We start from the raw sequence: 19673 nt of genomic DNA on the forward strand, positions 1-19673 counted from the left end.
CGGTTGGGTCGTTGCCGGACGAGCCGTTCGAGACGGGCCGACTCTTCACCCTGCGGGTCGACCGCTAGAGCCGAAACAGCGTCCGCACCAACTGCTACTCGGTGCCAGTGCGGCTGATAGGCAAGATCATCCGCGCGATGTTGCACGCCTCTGAGCGACTGGTACGAGGAAATGTACGAGCGACAGCGCAAGGCGCACTCCTCACGACGCATCCGGGTCGAGCACGGTATCGCCCACCTGAAGGACTGGCGGATCCTGGCTCGTCACCTCAGCCGCCGCGATCACAGGAGTCACACGGTCCAGGCCGCCGCCGGCCTTCCCTCACATCAGCAGACCGCGGACCTGAACCCGGCACGTCGGATGTGGAACCAAGCCCCGCCGAAACCCTCGCCGTCTCACCGCACACCGTGCACGAGCTCGTTAGCCGGGGACAACTTGTCCGCGGTTAGAACTGCCCTTCATCCGGTTCCCGGTTCGCGTCAAGATTGTCCTGTCGAACAGAGGAGGTCGGACGATGGACCGGGCGTTGCTGGCGGATTTTCTCCGAGCGCGTCGTGAGGCGTTGCAGCCGGAGGATGTCGGGCTTCCCCGCGGGCAGCGGCGCCGCACCGGCGGGCTGCGGCGCGAGGAGGTGGCGGCGCTGGCCGGGATGTCGGCCGACTACTACAGCCGGATCGAGCAGCAGCGAGGCCCGGCGCCGTCGGAGCGGATGCTGGTCGCGCTCGCCCGGGCACTGCGTTTCAACCAGAGCGAGCGTGACCACCTCTTCATCCTGGGCGGGATCCCGGCGCCGCGGCGGATCCTGCGGGACGATTACATCGGTCCCACGATGATGCGGATCGTCGCCGGCCTCTCGGACGTGCCCGCCATCGTGCTGTCACGGCTCGGCGAGGCGTTGCTGCAGACTCGCCCGGCGGTCGCACTGCTCGGTGACTACACCCAGTACTCGGACATGTCCCGTTACCTGGTCTACCGCTGGTTCACCGGCGATCCGCGGGTCCGTGGCCTGTACCCCGTCGAGGACCATCCGATACGAGGCAGGGTCTTTGCCGCGGAGATCCGGGACGCGTACACGGCGGATCCCACAGGGAGGGCCGGCGAGATCGTCGCGGCGCTGCTGCAGGTCAGTTCCGAGTTCGCGAACATCTGGCGGTTGCACGAGGTGGGCGTGACCCATCATCACGACCTCAAGCGCTACCTGCACCCCGAGTTGGGGGAGCTGGAGCTGTACGCCGAGATGCTGTTGGATCCGGAGCAGTGTCAGACGCTGCTGGTGTTCACCGCCGTGCCCGGTTCCCCGAGCCACGGCAAGCTTCAGCTCCTGACCGCCCTCTAGCGGCTGTCGTCCCCTCACACACCTGAAGGCACTGTCTCGAAGCCGAGGCGTGCCCGGGTCTCACAATGCTTCAGATTTGAATCATCTTTCCTGTCACGAAAGGTCGCATCTGCCATGAAAGCAGTACGTTTCCATGAGTACGGCACTCCGGACGTCTTGCGTTACGAGGACGTGGAACAGCCGGTCCCCGCGGCCGGGGAGGTCCGGATCCGGGTGGCCGCGACGTCGTTCAACCCGGTCGACGGCAACATCCGCGCGGGCTTCATGCAGGGCCCCATCCCGGTGACCCTGCCGCACACCCCCGGCATCGACGTCGCGGGCACGGTCGACGCGCTGGGCGAGGACGCGGACAGGGTCCGGGCGGGTGACCAGGTTGTCGGCTTCCTGCCGATGGCCGGCGCCGGCGCGGCGGCGGAGTACGTACTCGCACCGGTCGGCCTGCTGACGGCGGCGCCTGCGAGCATCCCGCTGGCCGATGCGGGCGGGCTGCCACTGGTCGGGCTCACCGCCTGGCAGGCCCTCTTCGACCACGCCAAGCTCACTGCCGGCCAGCGGGTGCTGATCAACGGTGCGGGCGGTGCGGTCGGCGGCTACGCAGTCCAACTGGCCAAGCACGCCGGCGCACACGTGATCGCCACGGCCGGGCCGCGCAGCAGCGAACGCGTCAGGACCGCGGGTGCCGATGAGGTGTTCGGCCACGGAGTCCCCGAACTGTCCGCGCTGGTCGACGTCGTGCTCAACCTCGCGCCGGTCGATCCGATGCAATTGGCCGCGCTGACCTCCGTGGTCCGCGACGGAGGCATCGTGGTGAACACGACGGTGTGGATGCCCGCGCCTTCCGACGAGGAACGCGGCGTGCGCGGCGTCAACCTCTTCGTCAACAGCGACGCCGCGCAGCTGGCGAGGCTGGTGTCGCTGGTCGACTCCGGAGCGCTGCACGTCGACATCGCTCGACGGGTGCCGCTGGCCGAGCTGCCGGCGCTGCACACGGAGGCCGCGGAAGGCGCGCTCTCCGGCAAGGTCCTCGTCCTTCCCTCCGCCGCCTCTCTCACCTAGGCGACCTTCTCCGGCACGGCGATCGCGTCGCGTCTCGCTACAAGCGGTCGAGCCATCGCGGGGGGCTGCGGTCTGCCAGACCTGGCAGACCGCAGCCCCAGCAATTCATGCCGGCCACAGCCGAATCTTGCCGGGGCTCCGCCGCTCCTACGCAGCACACCAGCTCAGACCCATGAGCCAAACAGACAGGACAGCCATGTCACTCGGTTTCGACCCCGAGTTCGCCCAGGCTTTCGCCCCCATGGCCGAGGCCATGGCGCACGCCACACCCCCGGCGGTCGGCGACGTGCCCGCACGCCGCGCCATATGGGAGCCGATCATCTGGGCCGCCTCGGCGGCCCAGCCGATCCCGACCGACGTCACGACCGCCGAGCACCACGCAACCGCCGACGACGGCACACAGATCACCATGCGCTGGTACGCCAAGACCGGCGCCGCAGCGGGGCCGGCGGTGCTGTTCTTCCACGGCGGCGGCTACATCTTCGGCCACATCGACCTGTTCGACGGACCGGTCTCGCGCTACGTCTCCGCCAGCGGGGTGCCCATGCTGTCGGTCGAATACCGCCGGGCCCCCGAGCATCCGTTCCCCACGCCGCTCGAGGACGCCTACACCGCCCTGCGCTGGCTGCACGAACACGCCGACGAACTAGGCGTCGACCGGGGCCGGATCGCAGTGATGGGCGACAGCGCCGGGGGCGGCCTGGCGGCGGCTCTGTCGATCCTCACCCGGGAGGGCCGCGGTCCGGCAATCGCCCGGCAGATCCTGCTCATGCCGATGCTCGACGACCGCACCACCACGCCCGACCCACACATCGAGCCGTACCTGCTGTGGTCCTACGACGACAGCCGCACCGCGTGGCCGGCACTGCTCGGCGACGCGGCGGGCAGGCCGGACGTGCCCGCCACGGCAGCTCCCGCCCGGCTCGAGGACGCGACCGGGCTGCCCCCGGCCTACATCGAGGTCGGCCAGCTCGATGCCTTCCGCGACGAGGACCTCGCCTACGCGACCAAGCTCAGCCGGGCCGGCGTCCCTGTGGAGTTCCACCTGCACCCCGGTGTCCCGCACGAATTCGACTCCATCGCCTTCACCACCGACGTTGCTCGCCGCGCCATGGCCGACCGCGTCCGCGTCCTCGCCTCCCTCTGACCCTTACCGCTCATCTGACAGCTCTGAATAGCAGAAAGCGACATCCCGTGACTCTTTGGACCCCCTTCACCGTCGGGGCCATGGAACTGCCGCACCGGCTGGCCATGGCACCCATGACCCGCGACCGCTCCCTGGCGGACGGCGCACCCAGCGAGCTCAACGTCGAGTACTACCGGCAGCGGGCCTCGATGGCCCTGATCATCACCGAAGGCACCCAGCCCTCCGACGACGGCCAGGGCTACCTGCTGACCCCGGGCATCTACACCGATGCCCACATCGCCTGCTGGCGCAAGGTCACCGACGCCGTGCACGCCGAGGGCGGCCGCATCGTAGTCCAGCTCATGCACACCGGCCGTATCTCCCACCCGGACAACACCCCGCACCACCGCACGCCCGTCGCCCCTTCGGCCATACAGCCCAAGGGCGTCATGTTCACCACCGTCGGCCCCCGGGAGATGCCCGTCCCGCGGGCCCTCGCCGCCGACGAGATCACCGGTGTCGTCGACGAGTTCCGCCACGCGGCGGCGGCGGCCGTCGCTGCCGGGTTCGACGGCGTCGAGATCCACGGCGCCAACGGCTACCTCCTCCACCAGTTCCTCTCGGCCAATGCCAACAACCGCACCGACCAGTACGGCGGCTCCGTCACCAACCGCATCCGCTTCACCGCCGAAGTGACATCTGCGGTCGCCTCCGAGATCGGCGCCGACCGGACCGGCCTGCGCATCTCCCCCGGCAACCCCTACAACGACATCACCGAGCACGACACCCACGACGTCTACCCGGCACTGCTCGACACCGTCGGCCCGCTCGGCCTCGCCTACCTGCACGTCATCCAGGGGCCGGACGCAGAACTCCTCCAGCGGATGCGCCAGCAGTGGTCCACCGCACTGGTCGTCAACCGCGCCGGCACCCCGCTCGACACCCGCTTCGCCGATCTCGACTCCGGTCTGGCCGACGTCGTCACGGTCGGCGCCACAGCACTGGCCAACCCCGACCTGCCCCACCGCATCCGCACCGGTGCGCCCCTCAACGAGCCCGACCCGGCCACCTTCTACGGCGGCGACCACCGCGGCTACACCGACTACCCGGCCCTCACCACCACCGCTGCGAGCTGAACCATGACCACTCTCCTCATCAAGCCCGACGACAAGACCGTCACCATCACCGTCCAGCAGCGAACCCTCAGGACACCCCAGGACGCCTTCCGCATCCTGGCCCCCATCGACCTTCCCACCGTTTTCCGCCCGGTCTTCCCGTTTCCCGGGATCAGCGGGGTGACAAACCAGACCGAGGCCTGGGACCACGCGGGCCCCCGAAGGAACCCGCAGTTCGACGACGGCTCCCAGGCCGACGAAGAACTCACCGAATACACGCCCGGTTCCAGCTTCGCCTACCAGCTGACCGACTTCACCAACATCCTCTCCCTCCTCGCGGCCGGAGTTCGGGGCGAGTTCAACGTCAACCCCGACGGCGACGGCGCACTCATCCGCTGGACCTACGAGTTCAAGCCGCTGCCCGGCCGACGCTGGATCCTCGCCGGCCCCTTCGCCCCGCTCTGGCGCCGCTACATGGCCGCCGCCCTCGACCGGTGCGTCCACGTCATCGAAACGGAGAAGAGCAGCGAGCCGGTGCCACCCCGGGTCAGCTGACGGCCCGAAGCAGCACGACATCAGCATCCCCACCGGCGGCATCGCGGCCCCCCGCTACACCAGCAGCTTCCACGCGTTCAGCACCCAGCAGAGCAAGGGGGTCACGTGGGAGCAAGAGGGTCACCGGTGCTGACCTGAGCAGCCTGGCAGCGAAAGCCATCGACTGGCCTGGCGTGAGCGTCCAACGGGAAATCCCCAACGGCGTGGTGACCTCTGCTCCCGGCACATCAGCGACGTCTTCCACCGGCCCAGCTGACCACCCCCCATAGAGCCGCTCCCCCGGCCCCCGGCCCCGCGTCTGTGCGGGACCGGGGGCCGGTCCAAGACCCTGCCTTCACTTCCTCGGTGCCGGGCGCGTGCTGATTGTGCTGGCCCCGCCAGTGTCCCGCTAGCTGAGCGCCGTCCCGTAAATGATCTACGGCCAGCTGGTTGACCAGTGCTCGTCTGTCATCCGGTGAGCGCGAGGTCGTGCAGGCGGGCGACGCCAAGCATGGCGTGGTGGACGCCGTCGCCCTTGAGACGGCAGTCGCGGAGCATCTTTCAGCCCTACAGCGTCGGCGCCGACACCTACGGGCTCTTCCTCGGTAACGAGGTCTGTCCGTTGGCTTGCCCGGCCCACTGCGACCCGGCTGCTGTCTGGCCGTGAACCAGAACTGACCTCGGGACCGCTGGCGTACCCGGCGGACGAGCATGCCAGCCAACACCCGTAGATCATTTACGGGACGGCGCTCAGCGGGTCTGGCGGCTCCTCGTGAGAGCCTGGGTGGCATGGGAAAGCGTCGACCGATCGGGCCGTCATGAGGTTTGTGGCAGGGATCCAGGTCGGTGATCTGTGCTCGGGGACAGTCGTGGCGGTCAGCAGGTCTGAGGTATCAGTGGCCCTGGACGGTTCTGCCTCCTACCCGCTCGGGGCTGTGGGGGCGTTGGACGGTTCATGGCGCCGGCGTTTCGCCGATGTGGCGGCGGTCGGTCAGCGGATCACCGCCGAGGTGATCGCCGTAGACCTGCACGCGGGTCGGGTGTGGCTGTCGATGGCGGCTACCGAGCACCCGGAACTCTGGGCGTTCCTCAAGCGGCTTCGTCGTGGTGAGATCCTGACCGGCACGGTGGCGGCGATCGAGCGGTTCGGCGTGTTTGTGGCACTGGACGAGGGCCCTGACCATCCGGTCTTTCCCGGCGTCGGCTCCATCACGTATCCAGAGCTGTCCTGGCGGCGTTTCGAGGCGGCGTCGGAGGTGGTCGAGATCGGGCAGAGTGTGTCGTGCGAGTTCTTGCAGTTCGACACGACGAACGGAGAAGCCCGGCTGTCCTTGCGGGCGACGCAACCCGATCCCTTCCCGGCGTTCGCCGACCGCATCGCGGTGGGCCAGGCATTGCGTGGACGGGTGACCAGGCTGGTCCCGTTCGGCGTCTTCGTCCGGGTCGCGGATGGAGTCGAGGGCCTGGTGCGACTGTCCGAGCTCGGTTCGGTGCCCGTGGCGGCTCCGGAAGACGTCGCACAGATCGGTGACGAGTTCTCGGTCGTCGTCACGGACGTCGACCGGGAGCGACGCAGGCTGACCCTGTCTGGGCGGCGCGCCTGAGGGCCGCTTCGGAGTCACCGCCCCGTCCACGGGGACCATCGACTGGCAGGTCACCAGCGCGGGCGGCGGACAAGCGGGGCAGCGCACCGCAACCCGGCAGATCCAGATCCTGCTCCCTCTTGGCTCCGTACACGGGCGGGTTCTGGCTCCGGTTCTGTGGAGTAGTCACGGTGAGAGACAAGCCGCTGCCGAATCGGGTGCGCTCGGAGCTGGGGTGAGGTGAGCTCCAGAGCTCGGTTGTCCTGGCCGGCAGCCATGTGGTCGAGCCATCGTTCATACCAGGCGAGAAAGTCCCGGGCCGAGGAGACGTTCGGACCCCAGAAGCCCTCGGCATTGCCGATGAGCATGCGCCCGGCTAGAGGGCCGGTGATGCCTATGAGGACAAGATCGCTGCAGCCGCGTTCGATGACGTGCAGGAACAGGTCACCGCGGCGGGTGGGACGATAGGCTCGGCTGAATCCTCGCAAGCCGGTGCCGGCGTCTCTGGAGTTCATCGTGAAGAGCGTGCAGTCCTCCAACGGGATCAGTCCGTAGTACGGAGACGCACCACTGCCGCCCATGTTGGTGAGGAAGTCGCGATAGGGCTGCGGGAGTTCCACGTCATGCTCGGCCTGAAAAGCGTCTGCCTGACCTTTGGCGAGGCATGGACCAAGACGAAATTCGTGCCGCTCCTCCCCGAAGGAGTGGCTTCGCTCGGGCGCGTAGGGGATGCGTGCCAGCTTGCGTCGCAACCGCGGGAGGCGGGAGTCCATGCGAGTTCTTCTCTCGTGTCGCCCGCAATCTATCGCACGGCACCAGAGTTCGTCCTGTGAGCAGACCTCGCTTCTTCAGCAGCTGGAGGCCGGCCCGGCCGAACGTGTGACGCTTGAGCATCTTGATCCGATTGTTCTGGCCTTCGACGATGCCATAACTCCAGGACAGAGTGAGGCCGGTGAGGATCGTCATCGTCCTCTCCGGCCTCCACTCGGTCCGGGAGGAGTGACGGCTCCGCGGACCTCCCGGACGGGAGCGGCCTCAAGGCTGATGCCCGACAGCCAAGCACATCCCACGAGGCGGTCCGGGGACGCAGGCCTACGGCCCCTTCAGGTCGGCACGACGGGATGGCGCCGCCAATACGGCCTCCACAACCTCGCGGTGCACACACCACGCCGCCCCGTCCTCGCTGGCTGATCCAACGGCAGGCCTGCCAGCTGCGGCCGTCTCGGACCAGTGCCCCACGCTCCTCCATGTTCGCCAACGGCTGGGCCACCAATGCCGCGCTGCGCAGCCCGAGCTCCCGCGCCAGCTCCCGCACCGACAACGCCTGACCCCGGTCCCGGATCGAGTGGCGGCTGGCACGCAGGACCTCCTCCTCCCACGCCGTCAGCTTTCGCTGGGGACGCTCGGGTCGGCCGTATTGAGGTCCCGGGTCGTCTCTTGTGTCATCTGCGCCAGAAGAGGTGGTGCGTCACACCGCTCGGGCTCGGCACGACCTCCATGTGGAACCGGTCCAGCAGCTGATCGGGCGAGTCCCACAGGCGGAGCCCGGATCCGAGCTTCACCGGTGCGACGGCCACATGGAGGGTGTCGACAAGATCGGCGTCGAGGAACTCCCGGATGGTGCTGACGCCGCCGCCGAGCCGGACGTCCATACCCTGCGCGGCTTCCTGCGCCTGCGCGAGGACGGTGGCGGGGTCGCCGTCCACGAAATGGAAGGTGGTGTCGCCGAGTGTGAAGGACGGACGCTTGTGGTGGGTCAGGACGAACACCGGCGTGTGGAAGGGCGGCTCGTCCCCCCACCAACCGCGCCATTCGTGGTCGTGCCACGGGCCGCGCTGGGGTCCGAACTTGTTGCGGCCCATGATCTCGGCGCCGATATTGTGGCTGAAGTCCCGGGTGAAGTAGTCGTCCAGGCCCCGGCTTCCTCCGGGCTCGGCGCGATTGGGCCAGCTCGCCGTGGCGCCGGCCCAGGCGAAGAGCTTTCCCGGATCGATGTGGTGGCCGAAAGGCCGCTCCAGGCTCTGGTCCTCGCCGGCGGCGACACCATCGCTGGAGATCGTGAAGTTCTGCACTCGCAGCAGCTGATCCATGAGTTCCCTCCTCAGGTCCTGTCGCATCCTCATAGGGCGATGCGTCCTCCGTCAGGATGTCGAACGGGACGGGGCCGGATCGACAGCGGCACTCACTTTCTTCCACAGCGTGCCCCGCGCGACCGTTGCCGGGGGTCGCCGGCCCGCTGGTACCGCGCATGCGCCCAGTACGGCGATCCGGGAGGCAGTCGCTGCGGTGTCGAGGTCGACGGCAGGCCTGAACCACATCACCCGCATCCGGCAGGCCGCCGCCCCTCCCCCGCCGCCGGATCCCTCGGCACAGACACCACAGTCAGAGAGCCGCCCACTCCCCCTCCATGACGCCTGTTCTGTGACAGCAAGACAGCAAGACCTTGAGCGGCTGCCACCAGACTGAGCCCCCGATACACCGCCGTGCACGGGGGCTCAGGAGCGCGCCGCCTTCCCGTATCCCTCGTGCAGGCGGCCGCTCGGGCGGCCCTCGTCTCCGAGCCCCGCCCCCAGGTAATCCGGAACTGCTCAACGGCCGGATTGGTGATCCTCTCCAACCGCGCCACCAAGGAATCCGGCAGCCGCCCACCACTCGGTCGGCGGACCCTCGGTGATCCCCTTGCTGAGCGCTGCTGTCCCACTGCGACGGCGGGGCCCGCCGCGCCTCCCGGACCCCCACGGGAGACCCACTCGGCTGCCCGGGTGCAGCTGGTGCGGGCCACGGGCGCCCCTCGTAGGCTCGTGCAGGGTCTCGCCGCCGATGGCATGGATCTTCTGTATCTGCGGCTGAGCCACCGAGCACGAGGACTACATGTGAGCTCAGATCGCGACCGATGAGTTTCCCGCGCCGCGCCGGTCTGTACGCGTGAGACCGACTCACGGAAGGCTGGCGCCATGCGGAAACTGATCTACGGCATGAACCTGACCCTGGACGGCTACATCGCCGCTCCCGCCGACGACATCGGCTGGAGCGTGCCGAGCGACGAGCTCTTCCAGTTCTGGTCCGACCAGTTGCAGGCGACCGACCTGTCGCTGTACGGGCGCAAGCTGTGGCAGACGATGAGCTCCTACTGGCCGACCGGCGACCAGCAGCCCAACGCCACCCCGGCGGAGATCGAGTTCGCGCGCCGCTGGCGGGACATGTCGAAGGTGGTGTTCTCCTCGACGATCGACAAGGTCGACTGGAACAGCCGCCTGGTCACCGGCGACGCGGTCGCCGAGATCACCCGGCTCAAGGCCGAGGACGGCGGCCCGATGGACATCTGCGGCGCGACGCTCGCCGGGGCGGCCATGCGGGCCGGGCTGATTGACGAGTACGTGCTGGCCACCGCGCCGGTCCTGGTGGGCGGCGGCACGCCGTTCTTCACCGCGCTGGACAACTGGGTGAACCTGAACCTGGTGGAGACGCGGATGTTTCCCTGCGGCGTGATCCTGACCAGGTACGAGACGAGGCACTGAGCGCCCGCCCGGGAGTCACGGGCCATATGCTCCGCGGGTGCCCCCCGGGTGACCCGGACTACCGCCCGAGCCACCCAAACGGGTGAAGCCCCTGAGCTGCAAGGCTCATGGCAGTGGCTTTCGAGCGGCTCCAGCACAGGCTGACCGGCGAGGCGGCGCAGCGGTGGCGGCTGCCGCGCGATGGCCCGCGCACTTCGTGGTCTTCGGCGTTCTGCGGCTGGCCGGCTCCGACACCACGGCCTGGTCCTGCTGGCGACGCGGGACCGCCCTCGAGGAAACCTTCACCGACCTGCGGCTGCGAGCCTCTGGACGCTGACCCGTCCACGAGCGACCCCGGCACCACCCCTCGAGTGGCTGGACTGGCAGCCGTCGGCGTGGAAGGGCTGTGCTTCAAACGACTCACCGAGGTCCTACCTCCCCACCACCAGGACGTGGCGCGAGTACAAAGTCCGCGCCACACACGACGCCATCGTCGGCGCCGTCTCCGGACCGCTCAGTACACCGTCATCCCTCCTGCTCGGAGCCCGGGCCGGTGGTGGAAGTCAGCGCCGACATCGCCCGCGACAGTGTCAGCCGCTTCCGCCACCCCGTACGGCTGTTGCGCCTACGCGACGACGTGACACCTGAACGACCGCTGACAGGAACGGCGGCAGGTGGGTGCGTCAGCGAGCGTCAGCACCTTCACCGCCGCTCGGGCACCTTCGAGGTCCTGGCCCTCAACGATGGCCTTCAGCGCCGTGGCAGCCGACACCCGAACCTCACAAGGCCCGGACCAGAAGGCCAGTACGGCGGCCGCGTTGCAGGCCGGCGTGGTCCATGAGCGGGTAGGCGGCGGTGCCTAGGTCTTCGTCGGGTGCGGAGGCTTATGGCAGGCGGAGGGGTTTTGCTCCGGCGGCGAAGTCGAGTTGCAGGGTGAGTCCGTGGGCGGCGACCCGGTCCCGGCTGCGCAGCGTGGTGGCGAGTTCGGCCATGAGGCTCCGCGCGCCATGCGAGAAGATGATCTCTTGCTCGGGGTCTGCTTTCGATATTCGTTCCAGTAGTCAGGGTCTTGAGGGAACTCGCTGGGGGCGAGCGGCGAAGGAGAGGTGAAAGCCCAAGCCTTCGAAGCTTGTTCCCTTGAACGAGAGGAGCCCCGATGACCGTCGAGCCAGGCGTCCGCGCGGGGGCGGAGAGTGATGCCTCGGTGATTGCGCGGTCCCGGGATGAGCCCGAGGCATTCGCCGTGCTCTTCGACCGGTACGCGGATGCGGTACACCGTTATCTGGCCCGCAGGCTCGGTGGCGAGCCGGCCGAAGACCTCGTGGCAGAGACCTTCACCACCGCCTTCCAGCAGCGGCACCGGTACGACCCTTCGCGGGCCACGGGTGATGGCGCCCGGCCCTGGCTGTTCGGCATAGCGACCAACCTGGTCGGTCGGCACCGGCGGGCCGAGGCCCGCCGCTTCAAAGCTCTGGCCCGCATCCCGGCGACGGCCGATCACGAGGAGCCGCTGGCCGACCGTGCTGCGGCCCGGGTGGGGGCGCAAGCCGTGGGCCGCGAGCTGGCAGCGGCACTGGCTGCACTGTCCGCGCGGCACCGGGACGTGCTGCTGCTGGTGGCGTGGGGCGGCCTCGGCTACGAGGAGGTGGCCCAGGCCCTCGGTGTCCCCATCGGCACGGTGAGATCACGGCTGTACAGGGCCCGCGGCAAGCTGCGTGAAGCGTTGGGCGGATCCGATCCGACGACACTGCGAGAGGTACCCGGCCATGACTGACGAACTCGAACTCCTGCGAGACTGGGACGCGGACGCGGCCCCGCTCACCGAATCGGCCCGAGCCAGGGCCCGCCACCGACTGCTCAACACGATGGCGCGCGCGCAGCGGCACCCCGACGCTGCCCCCGGCCGCCGCCACGTACTGCGCATCGCGGCAGCCGGGGCGGTTGCTTTGGCGGTGACGGGAACAGCGGTTTTGATCACTGAGGGCGGCGCCGACGAGGGCGATCGCGCCGACCGCACCGACCGCGTATCGGGCACGGCGACCCCGCGGATGAGCAACGTCAGCGCCGTGACAGTACTGAACGGGGCGGCGGTGTACACGGGCAGGCACGAGAGGACCGTGGCTCCCCGCGACGACCAGTTCATCTACTCGAAGCGAATCATCAAGGAGACCGAGCGCAAGACCGGTGCGGTCAAGACCTACGAGGACGTGAACTGGGACTCGGTGGACGGCTCCAAGCGCTCCCTGACCATGGAACTCGGCCGGGTGATCTGGGAAGAGCCCATGAAGAAGGGCGAGAGTGTGTGGCCGCCTCGGGAATGGAGCAAGCTGAAGAAGCTGCCCACCGACCCGCGACAGCTCATCCCGCGCATCGGCCTCGGAACCTCCAGCATGCCGATCAGCGAGTTCACCGCACAAGAATGGTTCGACGCCTACTTCATGCTCGGTGAGCTCCTGAAGTGGCCGGTGCTGCCCCAGGGACTGCGCCCCGCCGCGTACAAAGCGCTGGCCCTGGTGCCAGGGGTCAAGGCGATTCCGGGGGTGAAGGACTCCGCCGGGCGCACGGGCGTGGGGATCTCCTACCCCGAGAGTCCGTTCGCCAAGGGCAAGTACCTCATCTTCGACCCGGAATCCTACGAGTTCCTGGGCTTCCGGGACGAGCGGACTTCGGCGTCCGGCGACAAGACGTACATCCAGGTATCGCACGTGGTGGACTGGGCGATCGTCGACCAACTGAGGCAGCGCCCTTAGCCTTGCCATTTCGTTCGGATGCGGCCGTTGTCGATACGGAAGCGCGAGAGTGCCTTCCTGCCCGGGACTCCAGGCAGGAAGGCACTTTCGCGGAGCGGCGTAGTCCCAAGGGCCATACCGCTTCCACCGACCTGGGATGGTCCGATCGCCAGCACGACCGGCCACCGGGCCGACCGTTACACCACCTGGTCCCCGCAGCAGCCGGTCGCCATCGCGACGCGGCACGCCCGGGCTTCGAGCCCGGCACCGGGTGGTCGTACTCCAACACCAACTACATCCTCGCCGGAATGATCATCGAGAAGGTCACGGGCCACGGCCCGGTGCAGCCGACGCCACAGGCCGGCCTCGGTCCATACCGTGAAGCGGCGACGCGCGGTGGCGGGCGACGTGCCGACCGTCGGCGGCCGATGCCGCCAGGCACCACCGCTGGTCAGCGCGTACACCACTGCCGTGAACACAGCCCGCTCGGCACACGGAACGGTCCCACCACCTTGCGGACGAGCAGCGAACGACGGCAGCAACATGGCGGCCGGCTCACAGAGTTCATCAGGAACCAGCCGCTTCGTCAGATCAGAACCTACGACCGGCAGCATGCCGCACGAACATCACGTCATGTGAGACACCCTCTAAGAACTTCTAACGAAATACCGACCGGGGCCAGTTCGCGACTCGTGCATGATGATCGGGCACGTTGAGGGTTCGGGAGGGCGCGTGGATGAGGGCGAGGGGGTGGACCTGATCTGCCTGATCGACGCGGACAGCAGCGTCCGGGTACGCATCCTGGGGCGGAACAGGCCCGGGGACACGCCGTACAACGACTACCTTGATGCCGAGCTCGTCATCATGAGCACCTTCGCCGGCGGGCGCCTTGGTCTGTGCTTGTCACCCGAAGCCATCGACGACTGGTCAACGGCCTTGGACGAGCTCTCCGACAGGCAGGGCATCTGCTGGACGGCCACGGGCGACACCGAGATCCGGATTGAGATCGACGGGCAATTCTCGGTGCTCCGTCCCATCGTCACTGTGGACGACAGTGGCGAGTCCGGGGTTTCGGTCCGTGTCGTCCTGGATCCGGGGGACGGCCGGGTTCGGCAGACGTGGCCGAACGAGGTGGTGACGACGCCTCGGTCAAGGAACTACTGGCAGTGAGTGCAGGCGTCGCCAGCAGATGAGTGCGCATCCGAGGGTGAGTAAGGCTTCGTGGATGTCGTCGCGTATCTCCCAGCGGATCCGTAAGCGGCGGAACCAGTGCAGGTGGGCGAAGGCGCGTTCCACGACCCAGCGTTGGGTGCCCAGACCGGAGCCGTGTTCGGTGCCACGGCGGGCGATCAGTGGCTTCACACCGAGGTCCCAGACCAAGCGGCGGTACTTGTCGTGGTCGTAGCCGCGGTCCGCGAGGACCACGTCCGGGCGGCGCCGGGGCCGGCCGCGCTTGCCCCGCACCGGCGGTACCGCTTGAAGCAGCGGGATCAGCTGGGTGACGTCGTTGCGGCTGCCGCCGGTCAGGGTGGCGGCGAGCGGGATCCCGGTGGCGTCGGTGATCAGGTGATGTTTGCTGCCGGTTCTGCCCCGGTCGACAGGGCTTCGTCCAGTCTTGGCTCCCCCTTTAACGCCCGGATGTGGGAGCCGTCGACGGCCACCCGGGAGAAGTCCAGGGCGTTCGCGCTGCGGAGTTTCGCAAAGAGAACCTCGTGCAGCCGGGACCACACGCCGGCCTCGGTCCACTCGGCCAGGCGCCGCCAGCAGGTCATGCCCGACCCGAAGCCGAGTTCCTGCGGCACATGTTCCCAGGAGATCTCGGTGTGCAGCACGAACAGGATGCTCGGAGTGATCCAACCACCTCGAAGATCATTTCGTTAGGAGTTCTAAGCCCTGACTGGCGCGGCCGCCCTGGCGGCCTGCTCGATCTTCGCGCAGTAGGCTGCACGAGCTTCCTCATCGATCTGCATCTCGTGTTCGGCGCGCACCCCGGTCCGGCCGTCGAGGCCCTCGCGCAGGATATCGGCGTGCCCGGTATGCCGGATGGACTCGCCGAGGACATGGACCATGACGGCGAACAGGTTCGTGTTGGGACAAGGCTCCGGCCACCACGGCACGTGGCCGGGGGCGTCGAGGGGAAGCTCGTTGATCGTCGCGTCCGAGTGTTCCCACGTGCGCCGGTAGAACCCGATGATGTGATCGCGGGTCTCGTCCTCGGTCGCCCACAGATCGCTGCCGTTGTAGTCCTGCCACCGGGGCAGCGGCTCCGGGGAAGGGCGGTCGAAGACCTCGCCGAAGTACCTGGCCTCGACGGTGGCCACGTGTTTGACCAGGCCGAGGAGGTTGGTCCCGGTCGCTGTCAAAGGCCGGCGAGCGTCGTACTCGGACAAGCCGTCGAGTTTCCAGAGCAGCGCCTTGCGGTCCCGCCGCAGTCTCCCGTGCAGGTTGCCTTTCGCGAATTCATCGATCATGCGGCATGAGCCTGCCATGGGCTGCTCGTGGCCTCAAGATCCCGTACGTGGTCCGCAACGACTGGCAGAGCCCGAGGCCTGGCCATGGCCGCCGCCCTGACCTGCTACAAGAAGTTCGCGAAACTTGCCACGTGAGACACCCTCTGAACCCCTGATCCCTACTGCGGCTGGTCCGGGGCGCCCTCCTGGTCCGAGTGCCGCTGCATGGCCTCGCCCAGCTCCTGGCCCACCGGCTCCAGCAGCGACTGCCCCAACGCCCAGCCGATCAGCGCCTCGGCGACCGTATGCAGATTGTTGTTGGTGTGCTGGGGGACCTCGCGCAGCACCTCGAACCCGGCGGGCCGGCGGAATCCGGTGGACCGCGACGAGGACACCGATTGCCTGGTCGACCACCGCGTGGGAGCCGACCGTCTGCGGCAGCCAACGACCTGGTGCGCGATCGGGGTCGGCCGTCCGTAGTGGAGGATGGCCCTATGCATGCTCTCTTCGACAGTCCCGGGCTCCGTCGCGTCTCGCTGGGCGAGTACCCCTTGTGGGACGAGGCTCTTGCGCTCCTCAACCGGGACCTGGCAGTGACTCTTCCTGAGCAGGGGCCCCTGCAACTGGTGGCCCAGCCTTCCTACGAGGCGGGCGAGCCGGAGTATGTCTACGTCGCGCTGGCCAATGGCGAGTGGCACGGCGGTCACTTGTACCCAAAGGTGGCCGAAGACCTTGCTCATGCCTTGGCGATCGTCGCCGACGCCGCGCAGGATACCGTCGCTGAGCGTCTGTGGCAGGCGTGGCCCCTGTGCGTCGAACACAACCTGGGCATGCATGCGCGCGAGGTGGACGGGCAGCTCTCCTGGTGGTGCGCCGGAGAGCGGCTGCGTCTCGGGCCGGCCCACATCCGTGCGGCCGTGGGCGCGCTAGACACCTCCTCAGCCGCCGGCATCACCGCAACCGCAAGCGATGGAGTGTAGATCGACGTCATGTTGCGCGGCAGTCGCAGCGGGTGCGCCGTGACGTAATGGGGGCCGTGCGGGTCGGGTGTTCATATGGCGCAATACCTTGGCCGCACGGCCTTGTCCCATCCCGTCTCCACCGGACTTCAGCACCGTCGACTCGGCGCGCTGATCGGCGAGTTGGCTCATGCGTGGATGGCATCCGAGGAGGGTCGACTGCACGCAGGGGTCGCGGCCGTCTGAGGGCAGTCGGAGCCGGCCCGAACCATCAGTCGGTGTTCACCGACCGGCTCATCGCCACCCTGATCGTCCTGCGGTTCCAGCTCGCTCATGCAGCTCTGGCTGTTCTCTACGGCGTGGACCGCTCAACGATCACCCGGGCCGTCCATGAGATCCGTCCACTGCCGGCTGCCCGGGGGTTCGCTGTGCCAGGACACCTGGACCTGCGGCTTCGCACCTTGGGCCGTTCCCCGACCAGGTCCAGGCCCCACCCCTGAAGCCGAAAAAGGGCGCCCCGCCCGAAACTCTCGCAGCGTGGGATGCCGCCCGCCACCAGCAGTCATCAGAACGAATCTGCGTCGAGCACGCCAACGCCGAACACAAGCAGTGGCGGACACTCCAGCGGTACCTCGGACGCCGCGAGTACTTCGACGACAGCTACTCGGCTGCGGCAGCCCTGGTCTCCGACCGCACCGCCGAGAGGTGATCACCCACCAGACAACCCGCCAGGCCAACACGCTCCGACCTCAATCGCGCACGACGTCGAAAGCGTTCTCCTGCTCCAGACGGGCCACCGCAGCGTTACGCGGGCCGTAGGGCAGTGGCCGCGGTACGCAGGAGAAGGTCGTCATCACCAGGCTCCATACAGAGGCGGACGTTTCCACTACGCCTGCCCCCGACCGCCACCGCACGACACCTCAAGGACGGTAGGAAGATCACAAAGAAGATCACAGAAGAGCGGGCTCTTCGCCGTCGAACCGGCGAAGACCCCGAGAGGCCGTCGTCCCAGCCCCTCCCCCACCGAGTCGCCCGCACCACCGCCCTCACACCCGTTTCCGCGCCATCGGCGGCCGTGCGCCCAGGGCCGCTCCGGGCGCGAGCGGCCCCGATTCGCACGAGTGTGCCCGGCCGAGTGAGCTGACCGCCCTCGCGTCGCTCCCACCCTCGCTGCGGGGTGACGTGAGAGAAGGCGCGATCGGTGTGAAACTGGGCAAGGAAGGGGTGATCGCCGTGTCGGAGCCACCAGACGCATCCGCCGGTCCCGGCACCGCCCTCGACGAGAACCAGCTGGAAGAGTTGATGCTCGAGGCGCAGACTGCCCTGCCAGTCGAACTGCCCGCCTTGGCGAACCGGTGCGCCTCGTCGCTCGGCCTGGACACCGCGTTGATCTACCTCGTCGACCTGCAACAACAGCTGCTCATCCCACTCGACGAGGCTTTGGAACCGCTGCCGGTGGATTGCTCGTCGGCAGGCTGGGCGTACCGCACGGTTTCCCCGCGGGTGGCCGAGGCCGACGACGGCTTGATCCTCTGGATGCCTCTGGTCGATGGTGCGGAGCGCCTGGGCGTGCTGGCGATTCGGACCGCCTCGCTCGACGGGGTGCGGATGCGCCGCAGCCGGATGCTGGCCCATCTGTTCGCCATGCTGATCACCTCCAAGCGCGCCTACAGCGACTGGCTCGCCGCCCGCACCCGCACTGCTTCCATGCAGTTGCCTGCCGAAATGCTGCGGGCCTTCCTGCCGCCCCGCACCATCGGCAGTAGCAGGTGCGTATCGACCGCGGTCCTGGAACCGGCGTACGACATTGCCGGCGACGCCTTCGACCACTCGGTGGCCAAGAACATCCTGCACACCATGATCCTCGACGCCATGGGGCACGATCTCACCGCCGGCCTGACCACCTCGGTCGCCATGGCGGCAGCGCGCAACGCCCGCCGGGCCGGCGCCGACCTGGCCAACGTTGTCAACTCCGTCGACCAGGCGCTCACCCAGTGGCTGCCCGACCACTTCAGCACCGGCGTCCTGTGTCGGCTCGACGCCGAAACCGGCAGGCTGCGCTGGGTCAATTGCGGTCACCCCCCACCGCTGCTGATCCGTGCCGAGCGGGTGCTCGCCCAGGCGCTGGACAGCCCCCCGCAACCGCCGATCGGCCTGGCCGGTCACCTGGCCCCGGGAGCCCGGCAAGTCCACGAGACGACCCTGGAACCGGGCGACTGCGTCCTGCTCTACACCGACGGTGTCGTGGAGGCGCGCGACGCGGACGGTGCGGAGTTCGGCCTCGACCGGTTCACCGACTTCATCATCCGCTCCTCCGCCGCCGGACAGCGCCCAGCCGAGGTGCTGCGGCTGCTCATCCACGCCATCCTCGACTACCAGCGCAACCAACTGCGGGACGATGCGACCATCCTGCTCTTCGAATGGCGCCCGCAGCACCAATGACGCACCTCACTGTGCTCGTGCTCCGTCTTTGCTCGTATCGGATACCCGGTCAGCAGCTTCTCCTCCTGGTGCAGGCAGGCGGCGGCTCCGCCGTCGCCTGCCGCCCTCGGGGGCTGCGGGTTCGGTCTCGGTGCCGGCGCCGACGATGTCGTTGATCGTGCGACAGGACCGGTCACCCACCGTTGCGACCTTGACGCAGGCGGCCTCCAGCCGCTCGTCGCCGTACTTCATTGCGCAGACGATCGCCCTTGGGCGCGGAACCGGCAGAGAACCTCTTCCTGTCCGGGTCCGTCTCCGCGGCGATCCTCCGCTCTGCCGCCATGGTGCCGGGCAGGACTCTCAGCGCCCCGGTCAGCCGGAGGCCGGCCGGCGCAAAATCCTGGCGGAGCTGGTCGCTGAGGACGCCCTGCTCAGGCCGGAGAGAGCCGCACCGGCTGCGAAACGACGCCGCAGGGCAACCCGGGTAGCGGGCTGGGCCTCAGAACGGGGGATCGTCGTGCCAGGGGCCGTCCGGCAGATTGGCTGGTTCGGGTGCTCGCTCCTCGGACCGATCAAGCCTCAAAGGCGCGGTCGGGTGCTCCATCGCTGCCACGGCTGCCCCGGGCCGCCGACAGAAACGCTTTAGCAAGGCAGGGAGGTAGCCCGACCTGCGAAGGAATATGCGTGCATATGGAGTTTGTGCGCCTCCTTTCAGCCACCCTTCTCACGTTGTGTAATTGCGTGCATGCGCACAGTGACTGCCTGGCTAGGCTCTTTGCAGCGGACCGTCAGGCCTCTCCTTCGGGATGACGCGTGGTTCCGCCTTCCCGTTTTGCCGTGATCAAAGGGCTGGAGCGCTGTGACAGC

At 68.3% G+C, this 19673-nt stretch carries 17 protein-coding genes and 5 pseudogenes; 14 read left to right on the forward strand and 8 right to left on the reverse strand.

Features of this window, described 5'->3' with window-relative positions; all coding sequences use genetic code 11:
* Nucleotides 1-514: 514 nt before the first annotated feature.
* The 5 genes from OG736_RS00950 to OG736_RS00970 all read left to right on the forward strand — a co-directional run bounded on the left by OG736_RS00950 (nucleotide 515) and on the right by OG736_RS00970 (nucleotide 5188).
* Nucleotides 515-1336: a helix-turn-helix transcriptional regulator gene (locus OG736_RS00950; RefSeq protein ID WP_327180640.1), complete on the forward strand. Its 822-nt coding sequence runs from the start codon at nucleotides 515-517 to the stop codon at nucleotides 1334-1336.
* A gap of 114 nt (nucleotides 1337-1450) precedes the next feature.
* Entirely contained in the window at nucleotides 1451-2392 is a 942-nt protein-coding gene (locus OG736_RS00955) for an NADP-dependent oxidoreductase (protein ID WP_327180641.1), read from the forward strand.
* Between the two features lie 196 nt (nucleotides 2393-2588).
* Nucleotides 2589-3539, forward strand: a complete 951-nt coding sequence (locus tag OG736_RS00960; protein ID WP_327180642.1) for an alpha/beta hydrolase — start codon at nucleotides 2589-2591, stop codon at nucleotides 3537-3539.
* A gap of 47 nt (nucleotides 3540-3586) precedes the next feature.
* Nucleotides 3587-4654: an alkene reductase gene (locus tag OG736_RS00965; RefSeq protein ID WP_327180643.1), complete on the forward strand. Its 1068-nt coding sequence runs from the start codon at nucleotides 3587-3589 to the stop codon at nucleotides 4652-4654.
* 3 nt (nucleotides 4655-4657) lie between these two features.
* Complete coding sequence (locus tag OG736_RS00970) at nucleotides 4658-5188, forward strand: SRPBCC family protein (RefSeq protein WP_327180644.1); 531 nt, start codon at nucleotides 4658-4660, stop codon at nucleotides 5186-5188.
* Between the two features lie 447 nt (nucleotides 5189-5635).
* Here OG736_RS00970 and OG736_RS00975 read toward each other — a convergent pair.
* Nucleotides 5636-5728: pseudogene (locus tag OG736_RS00975) on the reverse strand (IS5/IS1182 family transposase); the annotation flags it as partial.
* A 257-nt stretch (nucleotides 5729-5985) separates the two neighbouring features.
* On the opposite strand from OG736_RS00975, the gene OG736_RS00980 reads away from it, so the two are divergent.
* Nucleotides 5986-6771, forward strand: coding sequence for a S1 RNA-binding domain-containing protein (locus tag OG736_RS00980; RefSeq protein ID WP_327180645.1), 786 nt, complete (start codon nucleotides 5986-5988; stop codon nucleotides 6769-6771).
* Nucleotides 6772-6821: 50 nt separating this feature from the next.
* Here the strand turns inward: OG736_RS00980 and OG736_RS00985 are convergent, their stop codons facing one another.
* From OG736_RS00985 to OG736_RS00990, 3 genes and pseudogenes are all read right to left on the reverse strand, one after another.
* Complete coding sequence (locus OG736_RS00985; protein ID WP_442816988.1) at nucleotides 6822-7523, reverse strand: SMI1/KNR4 family protein; 702 nt, start codon at nucleotides 7521-7523, stop codon at nucleotides 6822-6824.
* A 458-nt stretch (nucleotides 7524-7981) separates the two neighbouring features.
* Nucleotides 7982-8137, reverse strand: a pseudogene (locus OG736_RS47170) (hypothetical protein); the annotation flags it as partial.
* Between the two features lie 55 nt (nucleotides 8138-8192).
* The gene (locus tag OG736_RS00990; protein ID WP_327180646.1) at nucleotides 8193-8840 is read right to left on the reverse strand and encodes a dihydrofolate reductase family protein; all 648 of its coding nucleotides are present in this window, start codon (nucleotides 8838-8840) and stop codon (nucleotides 8193-8195) included.
* Nucleotides 8841-9704: 864 nt separating this feature from the next.
* On the opposite strand from OG736_RS00990, the gene OG736_RS00995 reads away from it, so the two are divergent.
* From OG736_RS00995 to OG736_RS47175, 4 genes and pseudogenes are all read left to right on the forward strand, one after another.
* Nucleotides 9705-10268: a dihydrofolate reductase family protein gene (locus OG736_RS00995; RefSeq protein ID WP_327180647.1), complete on the forward strand. Its 564-nt coding sequence runs from the start codon at nucleotides 9705-9707 to the stop codon at nucleotides 10266-10268.
* Nucleotides 10269-11403: 1135 nt separating this feature from the next.
* A complete protein-coding gene (locus OG736_RS01000; RefSeq protein ID WP_327180648.1) occupies nucleotides 11404-12021 on the forward strand; it encodes an RNA polymerase sigma factor in 618 nt (205 codons plus the stop codon).
* The gene (locus tag OG736_RS01005; RefSeq protein WP_327180649.1) at nucleotides 12014-12997 is read left to right on the forward strand and encodes a CU044_5270 family protein; all 984 of its coding nucleotides are present in this window, start codon (nucleotides 12014-12016) and stop codon (nucleotides 12995-12997) included. Before OG736_RS01000 ends, OG736_RS01005 begins: the two co-directional genes overlap by 8 nt.
* Before the next feature lie 2 nt (nucleotides 12998-12999).
* Nucleotides 13000-13263, forward strand: a pseudogene (locus OG736_RS47175) (hypothetical protein); the annotation flags it as partial.
* Here OG736_RS47175 and OG736_RS47180 read toward each other — a convergent pair.
* Nucleotides 13174-13590: a transposase gene (locus tag OG736_RS47180; protein ID WP_442816989.1), complete on the reverse strand. Its 417-nt coding sequence runs from the start codon at nucleotides 13588-13590 to the stop codon at nucleotides 13174-13176. The pseudogene OG736_RS47175 and the gene OG736_RS47180 overlap by 90 nt on opposite strands.
* A gap of 118 nt (nucleotides 13591-13708) precedes the next feature.
* On the opposite strand from OG736_RS47180, the gene OG736_RS01015 reads away from it, so the two are divergent.
* Nucleotides 13709-14146, forward strand: coding sequence for a DUF5959 family protein (locus OG736_RS01015; protein WP_327180650.1), 438 nt, complete (start codon nucleotides 13709-13711; stop codon nucleotides 14144-14146).
* Here OG736_RS01015 and OG736_RS01020 read toward each other — a convergent pair.
* The 3 genes and pseudogenes from OG736_RS01020 to OG736_RS01030 all read right to left on the reverse strand — a co-directional run bounded on the left by OG736_RS01020 (nucleotide 14126) and on the right by OG736_RS01030 (nucleotide 15821).
* A pseudogene (locus OG736_RS01020) lies at nucleotides 14126-14936 on the reverse strand (IS5 family transposase). The gene OG736_RS01015 and the pseudogene OG736_RS01020 sit on opposite strands and share 21 nt — an antisense overlap.
* A complete protein-coding gene (locus OG736_RS01025; protein WP_327180651.1) occupies nucleotides 14863-15447 on the reverse strand; it encodes a DinB family protein in 585 nt (194 codons plus the stop codon). Before OG736_RS01025 ends, OG736_RS01020 begins: the two are co-directional and overlap by 74 nt.
* A 158-nt stretch (nucleotides 15448-15605) precedes the next feature.
* Entirely contained in the window at nucleotides 15606-15821 is a 216-nt protein-coding gene (locus OG736_RS01030; protein WP_327180652.1) for a hypothetical protein, read from the reverse strand.
* Between the two features lie 99 nt (nucleotides 15822-15920).
* Here OG736_RS01030 and OG736_RS01035 point away from each other — a divergent pair, with 99 nt between their 5' ends.
* The 3 genes and pseudogenes from OG736_RS01035 (at nucleotide 15921) to OG736_RS01045 (ending at nucleotide 18827) form a co-directional block, all read left to right on the forward strand.
* Nucleotides 15921-16406: a hypothetical protein gene (locus OG736_RS01035; protein WP_327180653.1), complete on the forward strand. Its 486-nt coding sequence runs from the start codon at nucleotides 15921-15923 to the stop codon at nucleotides 16404-16406.
* Between the two features lie 75 nt (nucleotides 16407-16481).
* Nucleotides 16482-17094: pseudogene (locus OG736_RS01040) on the forward strand (transposase family protein).
* A gap of 494 nt (nucleotides 17095-17588) precedes the next feature.
* Nucleotides 17589-18827, forward strand: a complete 1239-nt coding sequence (locus OG736_RS01045; protein ID WP_327180654.1) for a PP2C family protein-serine/threonine phosphatase — start codon at nucleotides 17589-17591, stop codon at nucleotides 18825-18827.
* The last annotated feature ends 846 nt before the right edge of the window (nucleotides 18828-19673 follow it).

It is taken from the genome of Streptomyces sp. NBC_01334 (assembly GCF_035983595.1).
GTDB classification, from domain to species: domain Bacteria; phylum Actinomycetota; class Actinomycetes; order Streptomycetales; family Streptomycetaceae; genus Streptomyces; species Streptomyces coriariae.

Coding starts and splice junctions, on each gene's coding strand:
- OG736_RS00950 (WP_327180640.1), top strand. CDS start 515: ATGGACCGGGCGTTGCTGGCGGATTTTCTCCGAGCGCGTCGTGAGGCG.
- OG736_RS00955 (WP_327180641.1), top strand. CDS start 1,451: ATGAAAGCAGTACGTTTCCATGAGTACGGCACTCCGGACGTCTTGCGT.
- OG736_RS00960 (WP_327180642.1), top strand. CDS start 2,589: ATGTCACTCGGTTTCGACCCCGAGTTCGCCCAGGCTTTCGCCCCCATG.
- OG736_RS00970 (WP_327180644.1), top strand. CDS start 4,658: ATGACCACTCTCCTCATCAAGCCCGACGACAAGACCGTCACCATCACC.
- OG736_RS00980 (WP_327180645.1), top strand. CDS start 5,986: ATGAGGTTTGTGGCAGGGATCCAGGTCGGTGATCTGTGCTCGGGGACA.
- OG736_RS00985 (WP_442816988.1), bottom strand. CDS start 7,523: ATGGACTCCCGCCTCCCGCGGTTGCGACGCAAGCTGGCACGCATCCCC.
- OG736_RS00990 (WP_327180646.1), bottom strand. CDS start 8,840: ATGGATCAGCTGCTGCGAGTGCAGAACTTCACGATCTCCAGCGATGGT.
- OG736_RS00995 (WP_327180647.1), top strand. CDS start 9,705: ATGCGGAAACTGATCTACGGCATGAACCTGACCCTGGACGGCTACATC.
- OG736_RS01000 (WP_327180648.1), top strand. CDS start 11,404: ATGACCGTCGAGCCAGGCGTCCGCGCGGGGGCGGAGAGTGATGCCTCG.
- OG736_RS01005 (WP_327180649.1), top strand. CDS start 12,014: ATGACTGACGAACTCGAACTCCTGCGAGACTGGGACGCGGACGCGGCC.
- OG736_RS47180 (WP_442816989.1), bottom strand. CDS start 13,590: ATGCTGCCGGTCGTAGGTTCTGATCTGACGAAGCGGCTGGTTCCTGAT.
- OG736_RS01025 (WP_327180651.1), bottom strand. CDS start 15,447: ATGATCGATGAATTCGCGAAAGGCAACCTGCACGGGAGACTGCGGCGG.
- OG736_RS01035 (WP_327180653.1), top strand. CDS start 15,921: ATGCATGCTCTCTTCGACAGTCCCGGGCTCCGTCGCGTCTCGCTGGGC.